Origin of the sequence: Jatrophihabitans telluris, assembly GCF_023516435.1 — a bacterium.
GTDB lineage: Bacteria > Actinomycetota > Actinomycetes > Mycobacteriales > Jatrophihabitantaceae > Jatrophihabitans_A > Jatrophihabitans_A telluris.
In genome coordinates, this window is record NZ_CP097332.1 from 3,597,933 (window position 1) to 3,614,574 (window position 16,642).

Consider the following 16,642-nt stretch of genomic DNA (forward strand, 5'->3'; position numbering starts at 1 on the left):
GCTCATTCTCTCAGGTCGTCCACTCGTACTTGACGCCGGTGAGCTCGGTGCTGAGATCCCACAACTGATCAGCCAGCCCCTCGTCGCGGGCGGTCGCGCTGGGCTGGGCCGCACCGGCCGGACCGCGCACCTCACCCCAGCGTGGACCGGAGTAGCTGCCGGCGGCAGCCGTGGTCGCGGCCAGCAGGCTCGGTCGTGCCCCCGCCGCGGCGGACTGGAGGACGACTCGTCCGAAGACCCGACCCAGTCCCTTGATGACCGGATTGGCGCCGAGTCCCTCGTCGGTGAGGAACAGGTTCGTGGCCGAGATCCCCGGGTGCGCGGCGGTCGAGGTGAGCACGCTGCCGGCCTCGTCGGCCCGTCGCTGCAGTTCCAGGGCGAAGAGCAGGTTGGCCAGCTTCGATTCGGAGTACGCCTGCTGTGGGCGATAGGACGATTCAGGGTTTCCGAACAGCACCCCGGCGGTTCCGCTGCGATGGGCGAGCGAGGATACCGTCACCACCCGCGGGGCCGGCGCGGCCAGCAACGCCGGCAGGAGCAGTCCGGTCAGGGCGAAGTGGCCGAGGTGGTTGACACCGAACTGCAGCTCGAAGCCGTCGCTGGTCGCCCGCCACCGCCGGGGCGCCATCACTCCGGCGTTGTTCACCAGCAGATCCAGCGGGCCGTCCCACGAGTCGGCGAAAGCCCGGATCGAGTCGAGGGACCCCAGTTCCAGCGGACGCGCCTCGACCGCGGCCCCGGGCACGAGGGCCCGGACCCGGTCTCGTGCACGGGAAGCCCTGTCCTGATCGCGGCAGGCGAGGACGACGCGGTGACCGGAACGGGCGAGCTCGACGGCGGTGAACAGACCGATCCCGGAGCTTGAGCCGGTGACAACCGCGGTGACAGACATGTACGCCACGCTAAGCGGTGCCGGGACCGCGTGCACACTGGAGCGGTGACGATCACCGGAGTTCGAACTCGGTTGTGGCGTAGCGGCGTCCTGGAGAAGGAGGACTTTCCCTTCGCCGACATCTCCGACTATGTATGTCAGGACGACTGCCTCGTCTGGATCGGCCTTCGCTCCCCCGACGCCGAGGTCCTCAACGGGCTGGCCGAGGAGCTGAGCCTCGATCCCCTCGCGGTGGAGGACGCCATCGCGCACCGCGAGCGTCCCAAGGCCTCGCACTACGACAGCCACACCTTCCTGTCGGCGTACGCGCTGGAGCTGGACCACGAGACTTCCGAGCTGAAACAGACCCAGGTGTCGGCTTTCGTGCTGCCCCACGCGATGGTCAGCGTGCACACCGAGGACTGGTTCGACATCGACGCGGTCCTGCGGCGCTGGGACCAGGACAGCGAGCTGATCAAGCTCGGTTCGAAGACGCTGGCCTATCACCTGCTGGACTATCTGGTCGACGGCCACTTCGATGTGATCCAGTCTCTCGACGACGAGATCGAAGCGTTGGAGGACGTGTTGTTCGACGACTCCCCCAACGCGGCGCAGAAGAATCACCTGCAACGTCGGACGTTTGCCCTTCGGAAGGCCCTGGTGCAGGCCCGACGGGTGATCCTGCCGATGCGCGAGGTGCTCAACACGATGGTGCGGCGGGACAGCGTCATGCCCGAGCCGCTGCGTCCGTACTTCGAGGATCTCTACGACCACGTCCTGCGGGCGTCGGAATGGACCGAGTCCCTGCGGGACATGATCAGTTCGGTATTCGAGACCAACCTGTCGCTGGCCGATGCGCGGCTCAACACGATCATGAAGAAGCTGACCTCCTGGGCTGCCATCATCGCGATCCCGACCGCGGTGACCGGCTTCTACGGCCAGAACGTCCCCTATCCCGGGTTCGGACAGCACTGGGGTTTCGCCACCAGTTCAGCCATCATGGTCGGCCTGGTGGTCTCCCTCTACGTCCTGTTCAAAAAGAAGGAATGGCTCTAGCCCCTCGGTGTTGGTTGTGCGAGCCGATCCGTCGGTGTCTTCGTTCGAGCAGCCGCCTGCTGCTTTTCGCGAATGGGCAGTTCCGCGCTGAGTGGGCGGTTACAAATGCCCATTCGCTGCGAAACTGCCCATTCGCGCAGACGAGGGGGGGCGCAGCCGGCTCTGGGCACCGACTAACGCGGCTGCCTCACCGTGATCCAGGTGCCCACGACCGCGAGGACGACGGCTAGGCACCAACTGTCGATCCGGTCCGACGCCGCCACGGGCCATGCCCAGGGTCTGGCACCGGATGATGCCCTGCCGAAGATCGCGGCGAGCAGCGACCAAGCGATGACCGGTATCGCGGCGAGATCGGGCGGCCCGATCCGTCGTGAGAGGAGAACGCAGCCAACCCCGCCGAGGCCGTTGCGGATTGCGCCCGCGACATCGGGCTGGGAGCCCAACAGCCCGCACAGCGCGGTAGCCGTGAAGACCATGGCCACGGCAACCGTCAGGAGAACCTCGCCGATCGGCAGGGACCTGCTCGCGCGGCGGTCGGCGTCCGTGCTGGCTCGGTCGAGGGCCCAGGCCAGCGCGACGCTCATGACGAGCGGAAGGAACAGGGCCGCGGTCAACGGCGACAGCGACGCCATCCCAGCGATCGGCAGTGGAAGCGGAAGGCCGCCGAATAGCGACACGCACCCGCCACACGCCGCGGCCATCACCAGCAGACGCCCCACGGCCCTCGATTTGATCCACCAGATCACGGGGCCAGTACCTCGGAGGGTGGAGTTGAGCACTCATCGAGCGCTCGAACGAGCCTGCGATACCAGTGCGTCTGGACCGTTGCCGTCCTGGACATGATCGCCGCCACGACGGCCTGTTCTTGCGGAAGGGGGCTGATCACGTCGCCTGGCACGCCGGCCGTTTCCACCAACCACAGATAGAGGTATGACTGAAGAACCGCTGACTCGAACGGTCGGGAGCCGCAGTTCGGACCGGGAGGCACCAGGGCTTGCGCGACCGACGCCAGAAGTTCCGAGCGGCTCATCCTCGGCGATACTCCGAACGGCGACACGGACGTGTGCGGACCGCGTCTCTCGGAAAGGCTGGCCGGCAAGACAACGCCGAGACGCGACCAGATCGGGGCGGCCTGGCCGACCACAGCGGTCAACGCCGGCAGAGTTGTCAGGTTCTCCGGCCACACACAGATCGAGATCGAGGCTGGTGCGCAGTTGACCGCTCCGCGTCGCGGCTCAACCGGATCTGGACCGAGTCGGCGCACCAGCGCGTACCCAGCGGAGCCCGCTACGAGAAGCAGCACTGTTGCGGGAACTATCAACGTCCGTAGGGCGATTCGATGGCACGCGGCCATGCCGAGTCCGCACAGCACGGTATTGACGACGGTCAATCCGGCGACAGCCACGGAGGAAACGGCCACATCCACCGAGCAGCAGCCCAGTCCCCATGAGCCGGTGAGATGCCGGATCCAGAACGGTTCGATCGAGGGCGGTAGGGCCAGCCACAGGTACCCGCCCACGAGCGCGGACGGCACCGCGACGGCGCGCGAGACCCGAGTCGCCAGGGCCGCCGCGATAGCCGAGTGAGCAACCAGGACCAGCAGGCACATCCAGGCAATCGTCAGCGGCGGGAGCTGCGCGCCGGCCTGCAGCCAGCCGAGGACGAGGAGAACTGCCGCGGACAGCGAGACCGTCCACCAGCAGGCGCAGATCACCACCCGCAACGGTGGCCGGACCGCTGGAAGGGCCAGCACTCCGCCCGTTCGCAATCTACCGACCTCGAAGGCACACAGCGCCGCGCAGACCGGGGCAAGGATGAAGATCGGCTCGGTCGCTTGGGCCCATTCCGCCAGGCGGTAGGTGGTCGACGGATCCCGGACCGAGGCGCTTTGGAGGAAACAGATGACGAGCAGCGGGACGGCCAGCCAGGTCGCAGGTTGCCGAGCGATCAAGCGGACGGTCGGCGTCATTCGTCCCCGCCGACCAGCATCGCGTACGCGGACTCTGCCCGTCGAGGGCGGTCGACTCCCGGGCCGGCAAGCTCGAGGAAGGACGCGGTCGGGCCGTCGAAGAGCAAGCGTCCGCCGCGCAGGACGGCTACCCGATCGAAGGTATCGGCAAGGTCGGCTGTCTCATGGGTGGACGTGAGCACATCTGTTGTCACCAACCCTGCGACCAGTTGCTGAAAGCGTGACTTCTGAACGGGATCGAGTCCCGCCGTGGGTTCGTCCAGCAGGAGCAGGGACGGTTCGGCCACCAGCGCTTGGGCCAGACCAAGGCGCCGCAGCTGCCCGCCCGACAGGGTCGACGCCCGGTCATCGCCACGGTCGATCAGCCCGACGGCGTCGAGCTCGGCCTCGGCACGTTGCCATGCAACACGCTTACCGAGGCCGGACAACCAGCCGTGATAAGCGACCTGTTCTCGGCAGCGCAGACCGGGAATGGCTCTGACCTGCTGGGGCATCCACGCGATCGCGCCCCGGGCCTGCCGCACCGGCCGGCGCCCCTGGTTGTCAGAGAAATCCACCACGCCGCGTTGCGGATTCAGCAGCGAGGAGGCGAGGGCGAGCAACATCGACTTGCCGGCACCATTCGGGCCGAGCAACACCGTGCGTCCCGGCGAGAGCTTCCAACTGAAATCGTCAAGCACGGCGCGGCCTCGACGGTAGGCATACGAGACAGCGTCAAACTCCAGCACAGTGCTACGTCCGCCTCAGTAGTCGACCATCACGAACCAGGATCACTCTGTCGTATCCGCCATCAGCCAGCCAGTAATTTGAGCTGGATTTGAGATCTTGCGTGGTCCGGTCTTCGCGAATGGGCAGTTTCGCGCTGAGTGGGCGGTTGCAAGTGCCCATTCGCTGCGAAACTGCCCATTCGCGCAAAGGGGCGGCGCACGGGGGCCGCACCGGGGCGGGGCCGCACGGGAGCCGCACGGGAGCCGCACGGAAGCCGCACGGGAGCCGCATGCCCGCCCGATCACCGCGCCGCCAGCATGCCGATGTGATCCGCTAAGCTCAGCGGCGGGCCGTGACTGGCGCGTCGAGGTGGGTTCACCACCGGGGAGCGGTCTAGCGTTCCCCGCCGTGCGCCTGGGCGATCCACCGCTGACCGAACCCGACCCAGCCCGGGAGCGCCTGATGACACAGCCCTTCGACTCCGCCGCCGTCACCGCCGCCTATACGAACGCCCTCGACGTGATCCGTTCCGTCGAACCCCGCGTGGCCGGCGCGATCACCCAGGAGCTGGCCGACCAGCGGTCCTCGCTCAAGCTCATCGCCAGTGAGAACTACGCCTCCCCGGCCGTGCTGCTGACAATGGGCAACTGGTTCTCCGACAAGTACGCAGAGGGCACCGTCGGGCACCGTTTCTACGCCGGATGCCAGAACGTCGACACCATCGAGGCGCTGGCGGCCGAACACGCCCGCGAACTGTTCGGCGCTCCGTACGCCTACGTCCAGCCGCACTCGGGCATCGACGCGAACCTCGTCGCGTTCTGGTCGGTCCTGGCCGCCAGGATCGAGGCGCCGGCGCTGGTCGAGGCCGGCGTGAAGAACGTCAACGATCTCAATGAGGACGACTGGACGACCCTGCGTCGCGCCTTCGGGGATCAACGTCTGCTCGGCATGTCGCTGGACGTCGGCGGCCACCTCACGCACGGTTTCCGTCCCAACATCAGCGGCAAGATGTTCACCCACGCCTCCTACGGCACCGACCCCGAAACCGGCCTCATCGACTACGACGCGGTTCGGGCCAAGGCCAAGGAGTTCAAGCCGCTCATTCTGATGGCGGGATACTCCGCCTACCCGCGCAAGGTCAACTTCGCCACGATGCGAGAAATCGCCGATGAGGTCGGCGCGACCCTGATCGTCGACATGGCCCACTTCGCGGGCCTGGTCGCCGGCAAGGTGTTCACCGGCGACTTCAATCCGGTCCCGTTCGCCCACATCACGACGACGACTACCCACAAGTCCTTGCGTGGCCCGCGTGGTGGCGCGGTGCTGGCCCAGCCGGAGTTCGCCGAGTTCGTCGACAAGGGTTGTCCGATGGTGCTCGGGGGCCCCTTGTCCCACGTGATGGCCGCCAAGGCCGTGGCTTTCGCCGAGGCTCGCACTCCGCAGTTCCAGACCTACGCACACAACGTCGCGGACAACGCGGTCGCCCTCGCCGAGGGACTCAGCAAGCGGGGCGGCACCCTGGTCACGGGTGGAACCGAGAATCACCTTGTGCTGTTGGACGTTTCCTCCTTCGGGATAACGGGCCGCCAAGCCGAGTCGGCGCTGGTCGACTCCGGCATCGTGACCAACCGAAACTCGGTTCCCCAGGACCCGAACGGAGCCTGGTACACCTCCGGGATCCGTTTGGGCACGCCGGCGCTGACCGCGCGCGGTTTCGGCAGGGACGAGTTCGACCGGACGGCGGAGCTGATCGTGGACGTACTCACCGCGACATCGCCGGTGGCCGCATCCAGCGGAGGCGTGTCGAAGGCGAAGTACGACCTGCCCTCGGACGTCGCGGCCAAGACCCGCGCCGCCGCGGCCGAGATTCTGGACGCCAACCCGCTCTACCCGGGGCTGACCCTCAACTGACGTCTCAGCCGGCGCTCAACCCTCGCTCAACCCTCGCTCAAGCGGCCCTGCGCTGACCGGCGCCCTCCGGGCTGGACCGAGCGTGCACCTACGCGCCCGGCAACAGTGTGGCGAGCGCGACCTCAGCCCAGCCAGGTCCCGATCCGCGACGTCAGCCCAGCCACGTCAGCCCAGCCACGTCAGCCCAGCCATGTCCCGATCCGCGACCTCAGCGCAGCGACGTGACGATCAGTTCAGCTTTCTGGAACTCCTTCACCGAGGAGTAGCCGCACTTGGCCATGACTCTCGCGACGCTTCCGAACAGGTTCCGTTCCCCGCTGGCGTCGGAGGTCGGGCCGATCAGGACTTCCTCGAGACTGGATCGGTCCTCGACTTCCGAGCCGAGGTCGATCAGGGCCGAGCGCGGCAACCGGGGGTGTGAGGCGGTGGCGTCCCAGTAGTGACCGGCTCCGGGCGCCTCCGCGGCGGCGGCGAGGGGCTCACCCAGCATCACGGCGTCCGCTCCGCAGACCAGGGCCTTGGCGATGTCGCCGCCGGTGGACATATCTCCGTAGGCGATGAGGTGGACGTAGCGCCCACCGGTTTCGTCGAGATAGGCCCGCCGCGCCGCGGCGGCGTCGGCGATGGCGGTGGCCATCGGGACCTCGATGCCGAGCGCGGCGTGCGTCGTGGACCCGGAGTGGGCGCCGTAGCCCACGATGACGCCCGCGGCGCCGGTGCGCATCAGGTGCAGCGCGGTCTGGTAGTTCGTGCATCCGCCGACGACCACCGGAATGTCCAGGTCGGCGATGAACGTCTTGAGGTTGAGGGCTGCGTCCGCGGCGTGTTCGGAGGCGACGTGCTCGGCCGAGATGATCGTGCCCTGGATGACCAGGATGTCCGCGCCGGCCTTCAGCACCGCCGGGGACAACGCCACCGTGTGCTGCGGCGACAACCGGACCGCAACCCGGATGCCGGAGGCCCGAAGCTCCGAGATGCGCTGCGCGATCAGCTCGTCGGACACGGGCCGGGAGTAGATCTGCTGCAGCTGCGCGGTCGAGCACCCATCCGGATCTCCGATCTCGGCAAAGGCATCCGTCGGGTCCTCGTAGCGGGTCCACAGACCCTCGCCGTTGAGCACCGCCAGCCCGCCGAGGCGTTCGATTTCAACGGCGGTGCTGGGCGAGACGACAGCGTCGGACGGCGCGGCGACCAGGGGAAGCTCGAAGGTGTGGGCGTCGATCTGCCACGCCGTGGAGACCACGGTCGAGCCTCGGGTGCGCCGGGTGGGGACCAGCGCGACCTCATCGAGGTGATACCCACGACGGGCTTCACGGCCGAGTCCGATCTCAACGGTTTCAGGCATGCGCACAGTCTTACATCTGCCGTCACCGGACCCGTGCGACCGTGCGGGTGGCACGCCAACAGGGCGGCGGGCGCCCCACGTCGTCGACACGCGCGTATGCCATAGTTGTCACACGCAGTGATCGATCAACTCCAAATCGTGTTCGTTTTGCAACATTCTGGATCTGGCGTGTGGGCCTCACAGATAACTAACATGGTTCTTACTCAGCCAGACCCGAAGCAGCCGGGGTTGGACACCAGGTCAGCGAGGTGAATGTGTCCGCCACGAACCGTCCGTCCTTCTGGCGGCCATCGGCCTTCGCGTTCTTCCTCCAGCTGGCCATCGTGCTGGGATGGATCCTGCTCGCGAGTGCGGTCGTCGTCGTGTTCACCTCGAACCTGCGCGCGGCCGGCACCCCCTTGCTCATGACTGCGGTACTGCTCGTCGCGCTGGAGTTGCTGCCCCTGGTCCAGGGACGCGGCCACGATCCGCAAGGCGTCGTGATGTCGACCGCCTTCGTGGCCGGCATGCTCTTCCTCTGGGGAATCTGGCCCGCCGTCCTGGTCGTCAGCATCGCCGCCCTCGTCTCGGACATCAACGTCGGCAAAGCCCCCTGGAAGATCCTGTTCAACGTCGGGCAGTACAACGTCTCCGTCGCCGCCGGGTGGCTGGTCATGATGGCGGCGGGCAAGACCCCGTCGCTGGAGCACCCGCTGAGCCACTTCACCGGACGTGACCTGCTCTGGATGATCGCGGTCTGGGTCGTGTACTTCCTGACCAACGACGTGCTGGTCTCCGGAGTGCTGGCCTGGACCGACTCGTTCGCGGCGGTGTTCCTCGACGACTTCTGGCATTACAGCGCCATGACCTTCTCGGTTCTCGCGCTGTCCCCGCTGGTGGTCGTCATGGCCCAGCAGGCGTCGGTGTTGCTGCCGCTGCTCCTCGTGCCGCTGCTGTTGGTCTACCGAACGGCGCAGGTCTCGCTCGACCAGGAGCACCAGGCCGGGCACGATCCGCTGACCGATCTACCCAACCGCAAGAACCTCCTCTCGACCCTGGATGACGCCCTGACCAAGGCACGCCGCGAGCGCAGCTCGTTCGGCCTCATGCTGATCGACCTCGACCATTTCAAGGAGGTCAACGACACGCTCGGCCATCATGTGGGCGATCAGGTCCTGATCCACTTCGCCGAACGGCTGGCGGGCGCGGTCCGCGACGGTGATCTGGTCGCTCGCCTGGGCGGGGACGAGTTCGCGATCATCGTCGACGACGCCGACGCCGAGACCGCCTACGAGGTCGCCGAACGAGTCCGGGGCGCCATGACCGACCCGATTTCGCTCGAGGGACTGCTCTTCGACATCGAGGCCTCGATCGGCATCGCAATTCACCCCGAGCACGGCGACCGGGCCGACGACCTGCTGCGACGGGCCGACGTGGCCATGTACGACGCGAAGGCGAACCGCTCCGGGATCGCCAACTACACCCCGGCGCGGGACCGCAACTCCCCGGACCGGCTCGGTCTGCTGGGCGAGCTGCGCCAGGGTCTCACCGATGATTCGCTGACCCTGGTCTACCAGCCCAAACTCTCGATGCTGGACGGCTCCCTGCTCGGCGTCGAGGCCCTGATCCGATGGAATCACCCGGTTCGCGGCGCGGTCGCGCCGGATGAGTTCATCCCGCTCGCCGAGCGGTCGGGCATCATGCCGCAGCTGACCGAGCGAGTCATCACCGTTGCCCTCGACCAGCTGGTGGCCTGGCGCGAGAGCGGCTTGATCGTCCAGGTCGCGGTCAACGTCTCGGTCACCGACCTGGCCGGCACCCGGTTGATCGACCTGGTGCGCTCCGGTCTGCAGGCGCGCTCGCTGCCCGCCGCGCAGCTGCAGCTGGAGATCACCGAGCGCGTGGTCGCGCAGGAGACCGCGGAGCTCAACGAAGCCCTGGCCGCCTTCTCCGCCATGGGCGTCACGGTCAGCTTGGACGACTTCGGGACGGGCTACTCCTCCCTGTTGCGGCTGCAGTCCCTGCCGGTGGACGAGATCAAGATCGACCGTGCCTTCGTTGCCGGCCTGGTCGGCACCGACGGAGGACCGGGAATCGTGCAGGCCGTCATCGAACTCGCCCATGCTCTCGGGCTGCCCGCCATCGCCGAGGGCGTCGAGACCGAGCAGGAATGGAACACCCTGCGGGCCCTGGGCTGTGACGGCGGCCAGGGCTGGTTCGTCGCTCGCCCCATGACTCCGGACGTGGCCGGCGCGTGGCTGCACGAGCGGCTGGCCAGTCCGCGCAGCACCGTCTCGCCGATCACGAAGAACCAGCGCGCCAGCTAACGTTGATGGTTAATCGCGTCGTGGTTGTCAGTCTCGAGGACTAGCCTCCGGTGACGTGCTTGTCCCTCTGCTGCGCCGCTACCTTCGTCCCCATCGCAGTGCGCTGACCACACTGGTCAGCCTGCAGCTGCTGTCCACCCTGGCGATGCTGTTCCTGCCCACCTTGAACGCCGACATCATCGACCGCGGCGTCGTCACCGGCGACACCGGATACATCTGGCGTACCGGCGTCCTGATGATCGCCATCACGCTGGTACAGATCCTCGGCGCAACCGGAGCGGTCTACTTCAGCGCCCGGACCGCGATGAGCCTGGGGCATCAACTGCGCCGTGACGTCTTCGCACAGGTGCAGAGCTTCTCCGCACGCGAAGTCGGTCAGTTCGGCACCCCATCGCTGATCACGCGTACCACCAACGACGTCCAACAGGTGCAGATGGTGGCCTTGCTGGGATTCCTCATGATGGTCAGCGCGCCCATCATGTGCGTGGGCGGCATCGTTCTGGCGCTGCGCCAGGACGTGCCCCTGTCAGGACTGTTGCTGGTCATCATCCCCGTGCTCGCGGGAATCCTCACCGCGATCATCTCCCGCATGCGCCCGCTGTTCCGCCTCACCCAGACGAGGATCGATCGGATCAACCTGGTGCTGCGCGAGCAGATCACCGGCGTGCGCGTGATCCGGGCATTCGTGCGGGACTCCGACGAGCAACGGCGATTCGGGGACGCGAACCGGGAACTGTTCACTGTTTCGCTGGCGGCGGGGCGCCTGATGAGCCTGATGTTTCCCGCGGTGATGCTGGTCGTGAACATCTCCAGCGTCGCGGTGCTCTGGTTCGGTGGCCACCGGATCGAGAGCGGCGGCATGCAGATCGGGGCGTTGACGGCGTTTCTGTCCTACCTCATGCAGATCCTGATGTCGGTGATGATGGCGACGTTCATGTTCATGCAGGTGCCGCGCGCCGAGGTCAGCGCCGAACGGATCGACGAGGTCCTGCAAACGGAGACGACCGTCACGCTTCCCCGGGACGGCATCACGACACCGATAACGACGGGGCACGTCGAGTTCACCGAGGTCAGCTTCGGCTACGCGGGCGCTGAGTTGGACGTCCTGCACCAGGTGAGCTTCAGCGCGCGTCCCGGCGAGGTCACCGCCGTCATCGGCAGTACCGGCGCTGGCAAGAGCACGTTGCTGCAGCTGGTGCCACGACTGTTCGACGCCACGACCGGACGGATCCAGATCGACGGTGTGGACGTCCGCGCCTACGATCCTGCGGTTCTGGCCGGTGCGGTGGGCTTCGTTCCGCAGCGTCCGTACCTGTTCACCGGGACGATCGCCGACAACCTGCGCTACGGCAATCCGGCGGCGACCGATGAGCAACTGTGGGCCGCGCTGGAGATAGCCCAGGCCCAGGACTTCGTGGCCGACCTTCCTGACGGGCTGGAATCGCCCATCGCGCAAGGGGGAACCAACGTCTCCGGCGGCCAACGGCAGCGCCTGGCCATCGCGCGGGCCTTGGTCGCCAGGCCACGGGTGTACCTGTTCGACGACTCCTTCTCGGCCCTCGACTACGCCACCGACGCCGCGCTGCGCCGGGCACTGACCCCGAGCACGGTAGCGGCGACCGTCATCGTCGTCGCCCAGCGGGTGAACACGATCCGCGACGCCGACCAGATCCTGGTGCTGGACGCGGGGCGCATCGTGGCGCGCGGAACCCATGTTGAGTTGATGGCAACGAGCCAGACCTACCGGGAGATCGTCCTGTCCCAGCTCACCGAAGCCGAGGCGGCGGCGTGACCGCGACCGAGGCAGCCGTCCCGAAGCGCGGACCGGGACCCGCCCCCGGCACGATGCGTGGGCCGGCCGCCTTCATGGGTGGCATGTCGACGGAGAAGTCCCTGGACTTCCAAGGATCCTCGCTGCGCTTGCTGCGGATGCTGCGGCCTGAACGACCGCTGATGCTGCTCGGTGTCGCGCTCGCGGCCACCAGCGTCCTACTCTCCACCCTCGGCCCCCGGGTGCTGGGCCACGCCACCGACCTGATCTTCGCCGGGGTGATCAGTGAACGCTTCCCCGCCGGCACCACCAAGGCACAGGCTGTGGCCCGGCTGCAGACGCAGGGCAATCACCGGGTTGCCGCCCTGGTCAACGCGCTCGATCTGACGCCCGGACGAGGAATCGACTTCACCGCCGTGGGACACGTACTGTTCCTCGTCCTCCTCCTCTACGTGGGCGCGGCGGTGTGCGGAGTCGTACAGGGCTGGGTCATCACGACGCTGGTCCAGCGCAGCATTTTCCGCCTGCGCGAACAGGCCGAACTCAAACTCGCGCGCCTCCCGCTCAGCTACTTCGACCGGCAGCCACACGGCGAGGTGCTGTCCCGGGTCACCAACGACATCGACAACGTGGCGCAGACCATGCAGCAGACCCTGTCGCAGTTGCTGACATCGCTACTGACGGTGGTCGCGGTGCTGTCGATGATGTTCTGGATCTCCTGGCTGCTCGCGCTCATCGCCCTGGTCACGGTGCCGGTCTCGATCGTCGTGACGACCCGGATCGGCAAGCGCGCCCAACCCCAGTTCGTTCGCCAATGGTCGACCACCGGGAAGCTGAACGGGCATATCGAAGAGATGTACACCGGCCACGCCCTGGTGAAGGTTTTCGGCCGCGGCGAACAGTCCCAGGCGATCTTCGACCAGCACAACGACACGCTCCTGCGCGCCAGCTTCCGCGCCCAGTTCGTCTCCGGGCTGATCCAGCCCGCGATCATGTTCGTCGGCAACGTCAACTACGTTTTCGTGGCGGTCATCGGTGCGCTGCGCGTAGCCTCGGGCGACCTGAGCCTGGGCAGCGTCCAGGCCTTCATCCAGTACTCGCGTCAGTTCGGCCAGCCGCTGACGCAGGTCGCGAGCATGTCCAATCTCCTGCAGTCCGGGATCGCGTCAGCGGAGCGGGTCTTCGCGCTGCTCGATGCGGACGAGCAGTCCCCCGATCTGGTGGTGGGTATCGCATCGAAGGATCGTCCGGATGTGCTCGGTACCGGCGCTGCGGAACCGGTCATCTCCGCGGGTGCGGTGGTCTTCGAGCACGTCGGTTTCTCCTACGATCCCGCGCGCCCGCTCATCACCGACCTGTCGCTGTCCGTGCAGCCCGGGCAGACGGTGGCCATCGTCGGACCGACCGGAGCCGGTAAGACGACACTGGTCAACCTCCTGATGCGCTTCTACGAACTCGACGCCGGACGGATCACCGTCGACGGTGTAGACGTGGCGACGATGCCCCGCGAATCGCTACGCCGGCGTACCGGGATGGTGCTGCAGGACACCTGGCTCTTCGACGGCTCGGTCCTGGACAACATCGGCTATGGCCGGACGGACGCGACGGAGGATGAGATCCATGCCGCGGCACGCGCTGCGTACGTGGACCGGTTCGTGCACGCGCTTCCCGATGGCTATGACACCAGGCTCGATTCGGAAGCGACGTCGGTGAGCATGGGAGAGCGCCAGCTGATCACGATCGCCCGCGCGTTTCTGGCGGAGCCCGCGATCCTGATCCTCGACGAGGCCACCAGTTCGGTGGACACCCGGACGGAGTTGCTCATCCAACGGGCAATGCATTCGCTGCGCCAGGGGCGAACCAGTTTCATCATCGCGCACCGGCTTTCCACGATTCGCGACGCCGACCTGATCCTCGTCATGGAACACGGTTCGATAGTCGAGCAGGGGACGCACACGGAGCTCATCGACGCCGACGGTGCCTACGCCCGGCTCTACAACGCCCAGTTCGCCCAAGCCGTCACCAGCGAGTAGCGCCCGCCCAGCCGTTGACGTTGGCCTCGTTGCGCCAGCTGAGCCGACAACGAGGGCGACCTCGACGCGGGAGGGTCAGCCGCCGTAGTTGGGAGCCTCCACGGTCATCTGGATGTCGTGCGGGTGCGATTCCTTCAACCCGGCGGCAGTGATGCGAACGAACTGACCGTTGTCCTTCAGCTCACCAATGGTCCGCGAGCCGGTGTAGAACATCGACTGGCGAAGTCCGCCGATCAACTGGTACGCCACCGCCGCGAGCGGACCCCGGTACGGAACCTGGCCCTCGATACCCTCGGGCACGATCTTGTCATCGTCGGCGACGTCGTTCTGGAAATATCGGTCCTTGGAGTAGGACTGACCGCGTCCGCGACTCTGCATCGCGCCGAGCGACCCCATGCCGCGGTAGGACTTGAACTGCTTGCCGTTGATGAAGACCAGCTCACCCGGCGACTCGTCACATCCGGCGAGCAGCGATCCGAGCATGACCGTGTCCGCTCCCGCGACGATCGCCTTGGCGATGTCGCCGGAATACTGCAGCCCACCGTCGCCGATCACCGGAACGCCGGCCGCCCGGGCGGCGAGCGAAGCCTCATAGATCGCGGTGACCTGCGGGACCCCGACCCCGGCCACGACGCGGGTCGTGCAGATGGAGCCAGGGCCCACGCCGACCTTGATGCCGTCCGCGCCGGCGTCGATGAGCGCCTGAGCGCCCGCCCGGGTCGCGACGTTGCCGCCGATGATGTCGACGTGTTCGGCCGCCGGGTCCTTCTTGAGCCGCTGAATCATGTCGACCACGCCGTTGGCGTGCCCGTTGGCGGTGTCGACGACGATGACGTCGACGCCCGCCTCCACCAGCGACATCGCGCGTTGCCAGGCATCGTCGAAGAAGCCGACCGCCGCTCCCACGCGTAACCGCCCGGCCGGGTCCTTGGTGGCCAGCGGAAACTGCTCGCTCTTGGTGAAGTCCTTGACCGTGATCAGGCCCTGCAGGCGCCCTTCGGCGTCGACCAGGGGCAACTTCTCGATCTTGTTCTTGGCCAGCAAGCCGAGGGCGACCTCCTTGTGCACGCCAACCTGGGCGGTCACCAACGGCATCGGGGTCATGACCTGCGCGACGCTGCGGGTGAAGTCGCTTTCGAAGCGAAGGTCCCGGTTCGTCACGATGCCGACCAGCACGCCTTCGGAGTCGACGACCGGCAGTCCTGAGATCCGGTAACGGCTGCACAATTCATCGACCTGCGCGAGCGTCGCGTCCGGCGAGGTCGTCACGGGGTGAGTGACCATCCCGGCCTCCGAACGCTTGACCAGGTCGACCTGCTGCGCCTGCTCGGAGATCCCGAGGTTGCGGTGCAGGATGCCGATGCCACCCTGACGGGCCATCGCGATCGCCAGCCGAGATTCGGTGACGGTGTCCATGGCCGCCGACACGAGCGGGATTCGCAACTGGATGTTGCGCGACAGCCAGGTCCCGGTGTCGGCCTCGCTCGGAATCACGTCAGTCGGCCCCGGCAGCAGCAGCACATCGTCGAAAGTCAGGCCGAGCGCGGCGAACTTGGCGGGCAGGGGCTCGGAAGTGAGGTTCTGGCTGGTCACGAAGAGAACTCCTCAGGCGGCGGTATCTCATTCTAAGCCGCGGCCGCTCCACCGGATTCCCCACCGGATTCCCCACGGATCCACGCACTGGGCCTGCGCGCCGGGCCACCCGGATTCACCTTCGAGCCACCCACCCCCGGGGACAATCCCTGAGAGAAGAACCTGAATTCGTTATGACAAACATCAGGGGTGATTCAGGGTTGACCCCACTGCCGTGGGAAGGCCGTTTCTTGGAGGCTTCATGGCATGCAAACCATGCGACCAACGATCACTCAACCCGCTCAGACCACTGCGCAGAGGACTCCGATGAACACTCAGCCGGCCGCGGCCCGTGCCATCACCGTGAGCAAGCTCTACGGAAGCGGCGACACCCAGGTGCGCGCCCTCGACTCGGTCTCGGTCGACTTCGCCCGGGCCGAATTCACCGCCATCATGGGACCGTCCGGCTCAGGTAAGTCCACCCTCATGCACTGCCTGGCCGGCCTCGACTCGGCCACCAGCGGCTCCGTGCTGATCGGGGACACCGAACTCGTCGGCCTGTCGGACAAGGCCATGACCAAGCTCCGACGGGACCGGATCGGGTTCGTCTTCCAGGCGTTCAACCTCGTCCCCACCCTGACCGCGCTGGAGAACATCACGCTGCCGATGAACATCGCCGGGCGCAAACCGGATCAGCAGTGGCTCGATTCCGTCATCTCGACCCTCGGGCTCGGCGACCGCCTGCACCACCGCCCCTCGGAACTGTCAGGAGGCCAGCAGCAGCGGGTCGCCTGTGCCCGAGCGCTGGCGAGCCGGCCGGAGATCATCTTCGGGGACGAGCCCACCGGCAACCTCGACTCGCGCTCGTCCGGTGAGGTGATGAGCATCCTCCGGAATTCGGTGACCCACCTGGGCCAGACCGTGGTCATCGTGACGCACGATCCGCGGGCAGCCAGCTACGCCGACCGGGTCGTGTTCCTCGCCGACGGACAGATCGTCGACGAGATGCGCGCACCAACGGCCGACAGCGTCCTGGACCGCATGAAGAACCTAGAGGCGGTCTGAGCCATGAGCACCGCCACCGAAACCAGACCCCCAGC

Annotated in this window: 12 protein-coding genes and 1 riboswitch; of the genes, 6 read left to right on the forward strand and 6 right to left on the reverse strand. The window is 67.0% G+C overall.

Annotation, left to right across the window (positions count from 1 at the left end; genetic code table 11):
- Positions 1-10: 10 nt before the first annotated feature.
- Entirely contained in the window at positions 11-892 is an 882-nt protein-coding gene (locus M6D93_RS16500; protein WP_249770859.1) for an SDR family NAD(P)-dependent oxidoreductase, read from the reverse strand.
- A gap of 45 nt (positions 893-937) precedes the next feature.
- Here M6D93_RS16500 and M6D93_RS16505 point away from each other — a divergent pair, with 45 nt between their 5' ends.
- On the forward strand, positions 938-1,927 hold the full coding sequence (locus M6D93_RS16505) for a magnesium transporter CorA family protein (protein WP_249770861.1): 990 nt from the start codon (positions 938-940) through the stop codon (positions 1,925-1,927).
- Between the two features lie 173 nt (positions 1,928-2,100).
- Here M6D93_RS16505 and M6D93_RS16510 read toward each other — a convergent pair whose 3' ends face one another.
- From M6D93_RS16510 to M6D93_RS16520, 3 genes are read right to left on the reverse strand one after another with little or no spacing between them, the layout of a single operon-like run.
- Entirely contained in the window at positions 2,101-2,646 is a 546-nt protein-coding gene (locus tag M6D93_RS16510) for a hypothetical protein (RefSeq protein ID WP_249770863.1), read from the reverse strand.
- A gap of 23 nt (positions 2,647-2,669) precedes the next feature.
- Entirely contained in the window at positions 2,670-3,896 is a 1,227-nt protein-coding gene (locus M6D93_RS16515; protein ID WP_249770865.1) for a DUF7224 domain-containing protein, read from the reverse strand.
- A complete protein-coding gene (locus M6D93_RS16520; protein WP_249770867.1) occupies positions 3,893-4,576 on the reverse strand; it encodes an ATP-binding cassette domain-containing protein in 684 nt (227 codons plus the stop codon). The genes M6D93_RS16515 and M6D93_RS16520 overlap by 4 nt, the downstream gene beginning before the upstream one ends.
- A gap of 370 nt (positions 4,577-4,946) precedes the next feature.
- Positions 4,947-5,031: riboswitch (ZMP/ZTP riboswitch) on the forward strand.
- A 35-nt stretch (positions 5,032-5,066) separates the two neighbouring features.
- Here M6D93_RS16520 and M6D93_RS16525 point away from each other — a divergent pair.
- Positions 5,067-6,515 (forward strand): glycine hydroxymethyltransferase, encoded by a 1,449-nt coding sequence (locus M6D93_RS16525; RefSeq protein ID WP_249770869.1) that lies wholly within the window; start codon positions 5,067-5,069, stop codon positions 6,513-6,515.
- A 208-nt stretch (positions 6,516-6,723) separates the two neighbouring features.
- Here the strand turns inward: M6D93_RS16525 and M6D93_RS16530 are convergent, their stop codons facing one another.
- Positions 6,724-7,860, reverse strand: a complete 1,137-nt coding sequence (locus tag M6D93_RS16530) for a GuaB3 family IMP dehydrogenase-related protein (protein ID WP_249770871.1) — start codon at positions 7,858-7,860, stop codon at positions 6,724-6,726.
- Between the two features lie 254 nt (positions 7,861-8,114).
- Here M6D93_RS16530 and M6D93_RS16535 point away from each other — a divergent pair, with 254 nt between their 5' ends.
- The 3 genes from M6D93_RS16535 to M6D93_RS16545 are packed head-to-tail and all read left to right on the forward strand — an operon-like array spanning position 8,115 to position 13,970.
- On the forward strand, positions 8,115-10,166 hold the full coding sequence (locus M6D93_RS16535) for a putative bifunctional diguanylate cyclase/phosphodiesterase (RefSeq protein ID WP_249770873.1): 2,052 nt from the start codon (positions 8,115-8,117) through the stop codon (positions 10,164-10,166).
- 55 nt (positions 10,167-10,221) lie between these two features.
- The gene (locus M6D93_RS16540; protein WP_249770875.1) at positions 10,222-11,958 is read left to right on the forward strand and encodes an ABC transporter ATP-binding protein; all 1,737 of its coding nucleotides are present in this window, start codon (positions 10,222-10,224) and stop codon (positions 11,956-11,958) included.
- A gap of 53 nt (positions 11,959-12,011) precedes the next feature.
- A complete protein-coding gene (locus M6D93_RS16545) occupies positions 12,012-13,970 on the forward strand; it encodes an ABC transporter ATP-binding protein (RefSeq protein WP_249774222.1) in 1,959 nt (652 codons plus the stop codon).
- Positions 13,971-14,045: 75 nt separating this feature from the next.
- Here the strand turns inward: M6D93_RS16545 and guaB are convergent, their stop codons facing one another.
- Positions 14,046-15,563, reverse strand: a complete 1,518-nt coding sequence (gene guaB, locus M6D93_RS16550; RefSeq protein ID WP_249770877.1) for an IMP dehydrogenase — start codon at positions 15,561-15,563, stop codon at positions 14,046-14,048.
- Positions 15,564-15,869: 306 nt separating this feature from the next.
- Here guaB and M6D93_RS16555 point away from each other — a divergent pair, with 306 nt between their 5' ends.
- Positions 15,870-16,607 (forward strand): ABC transporter ATP-binding protein, encoded by a 738-nt coding sequence (locus tag M6D93_RS16555; RefSeq protein ID WP_249770879.1) that lies wholly within the window; start codon positions 15,870-15,872, stop codon positions 16,605-16,607.
- Positions 16,608-16,642: the final 35 nt, after the last annotated feature.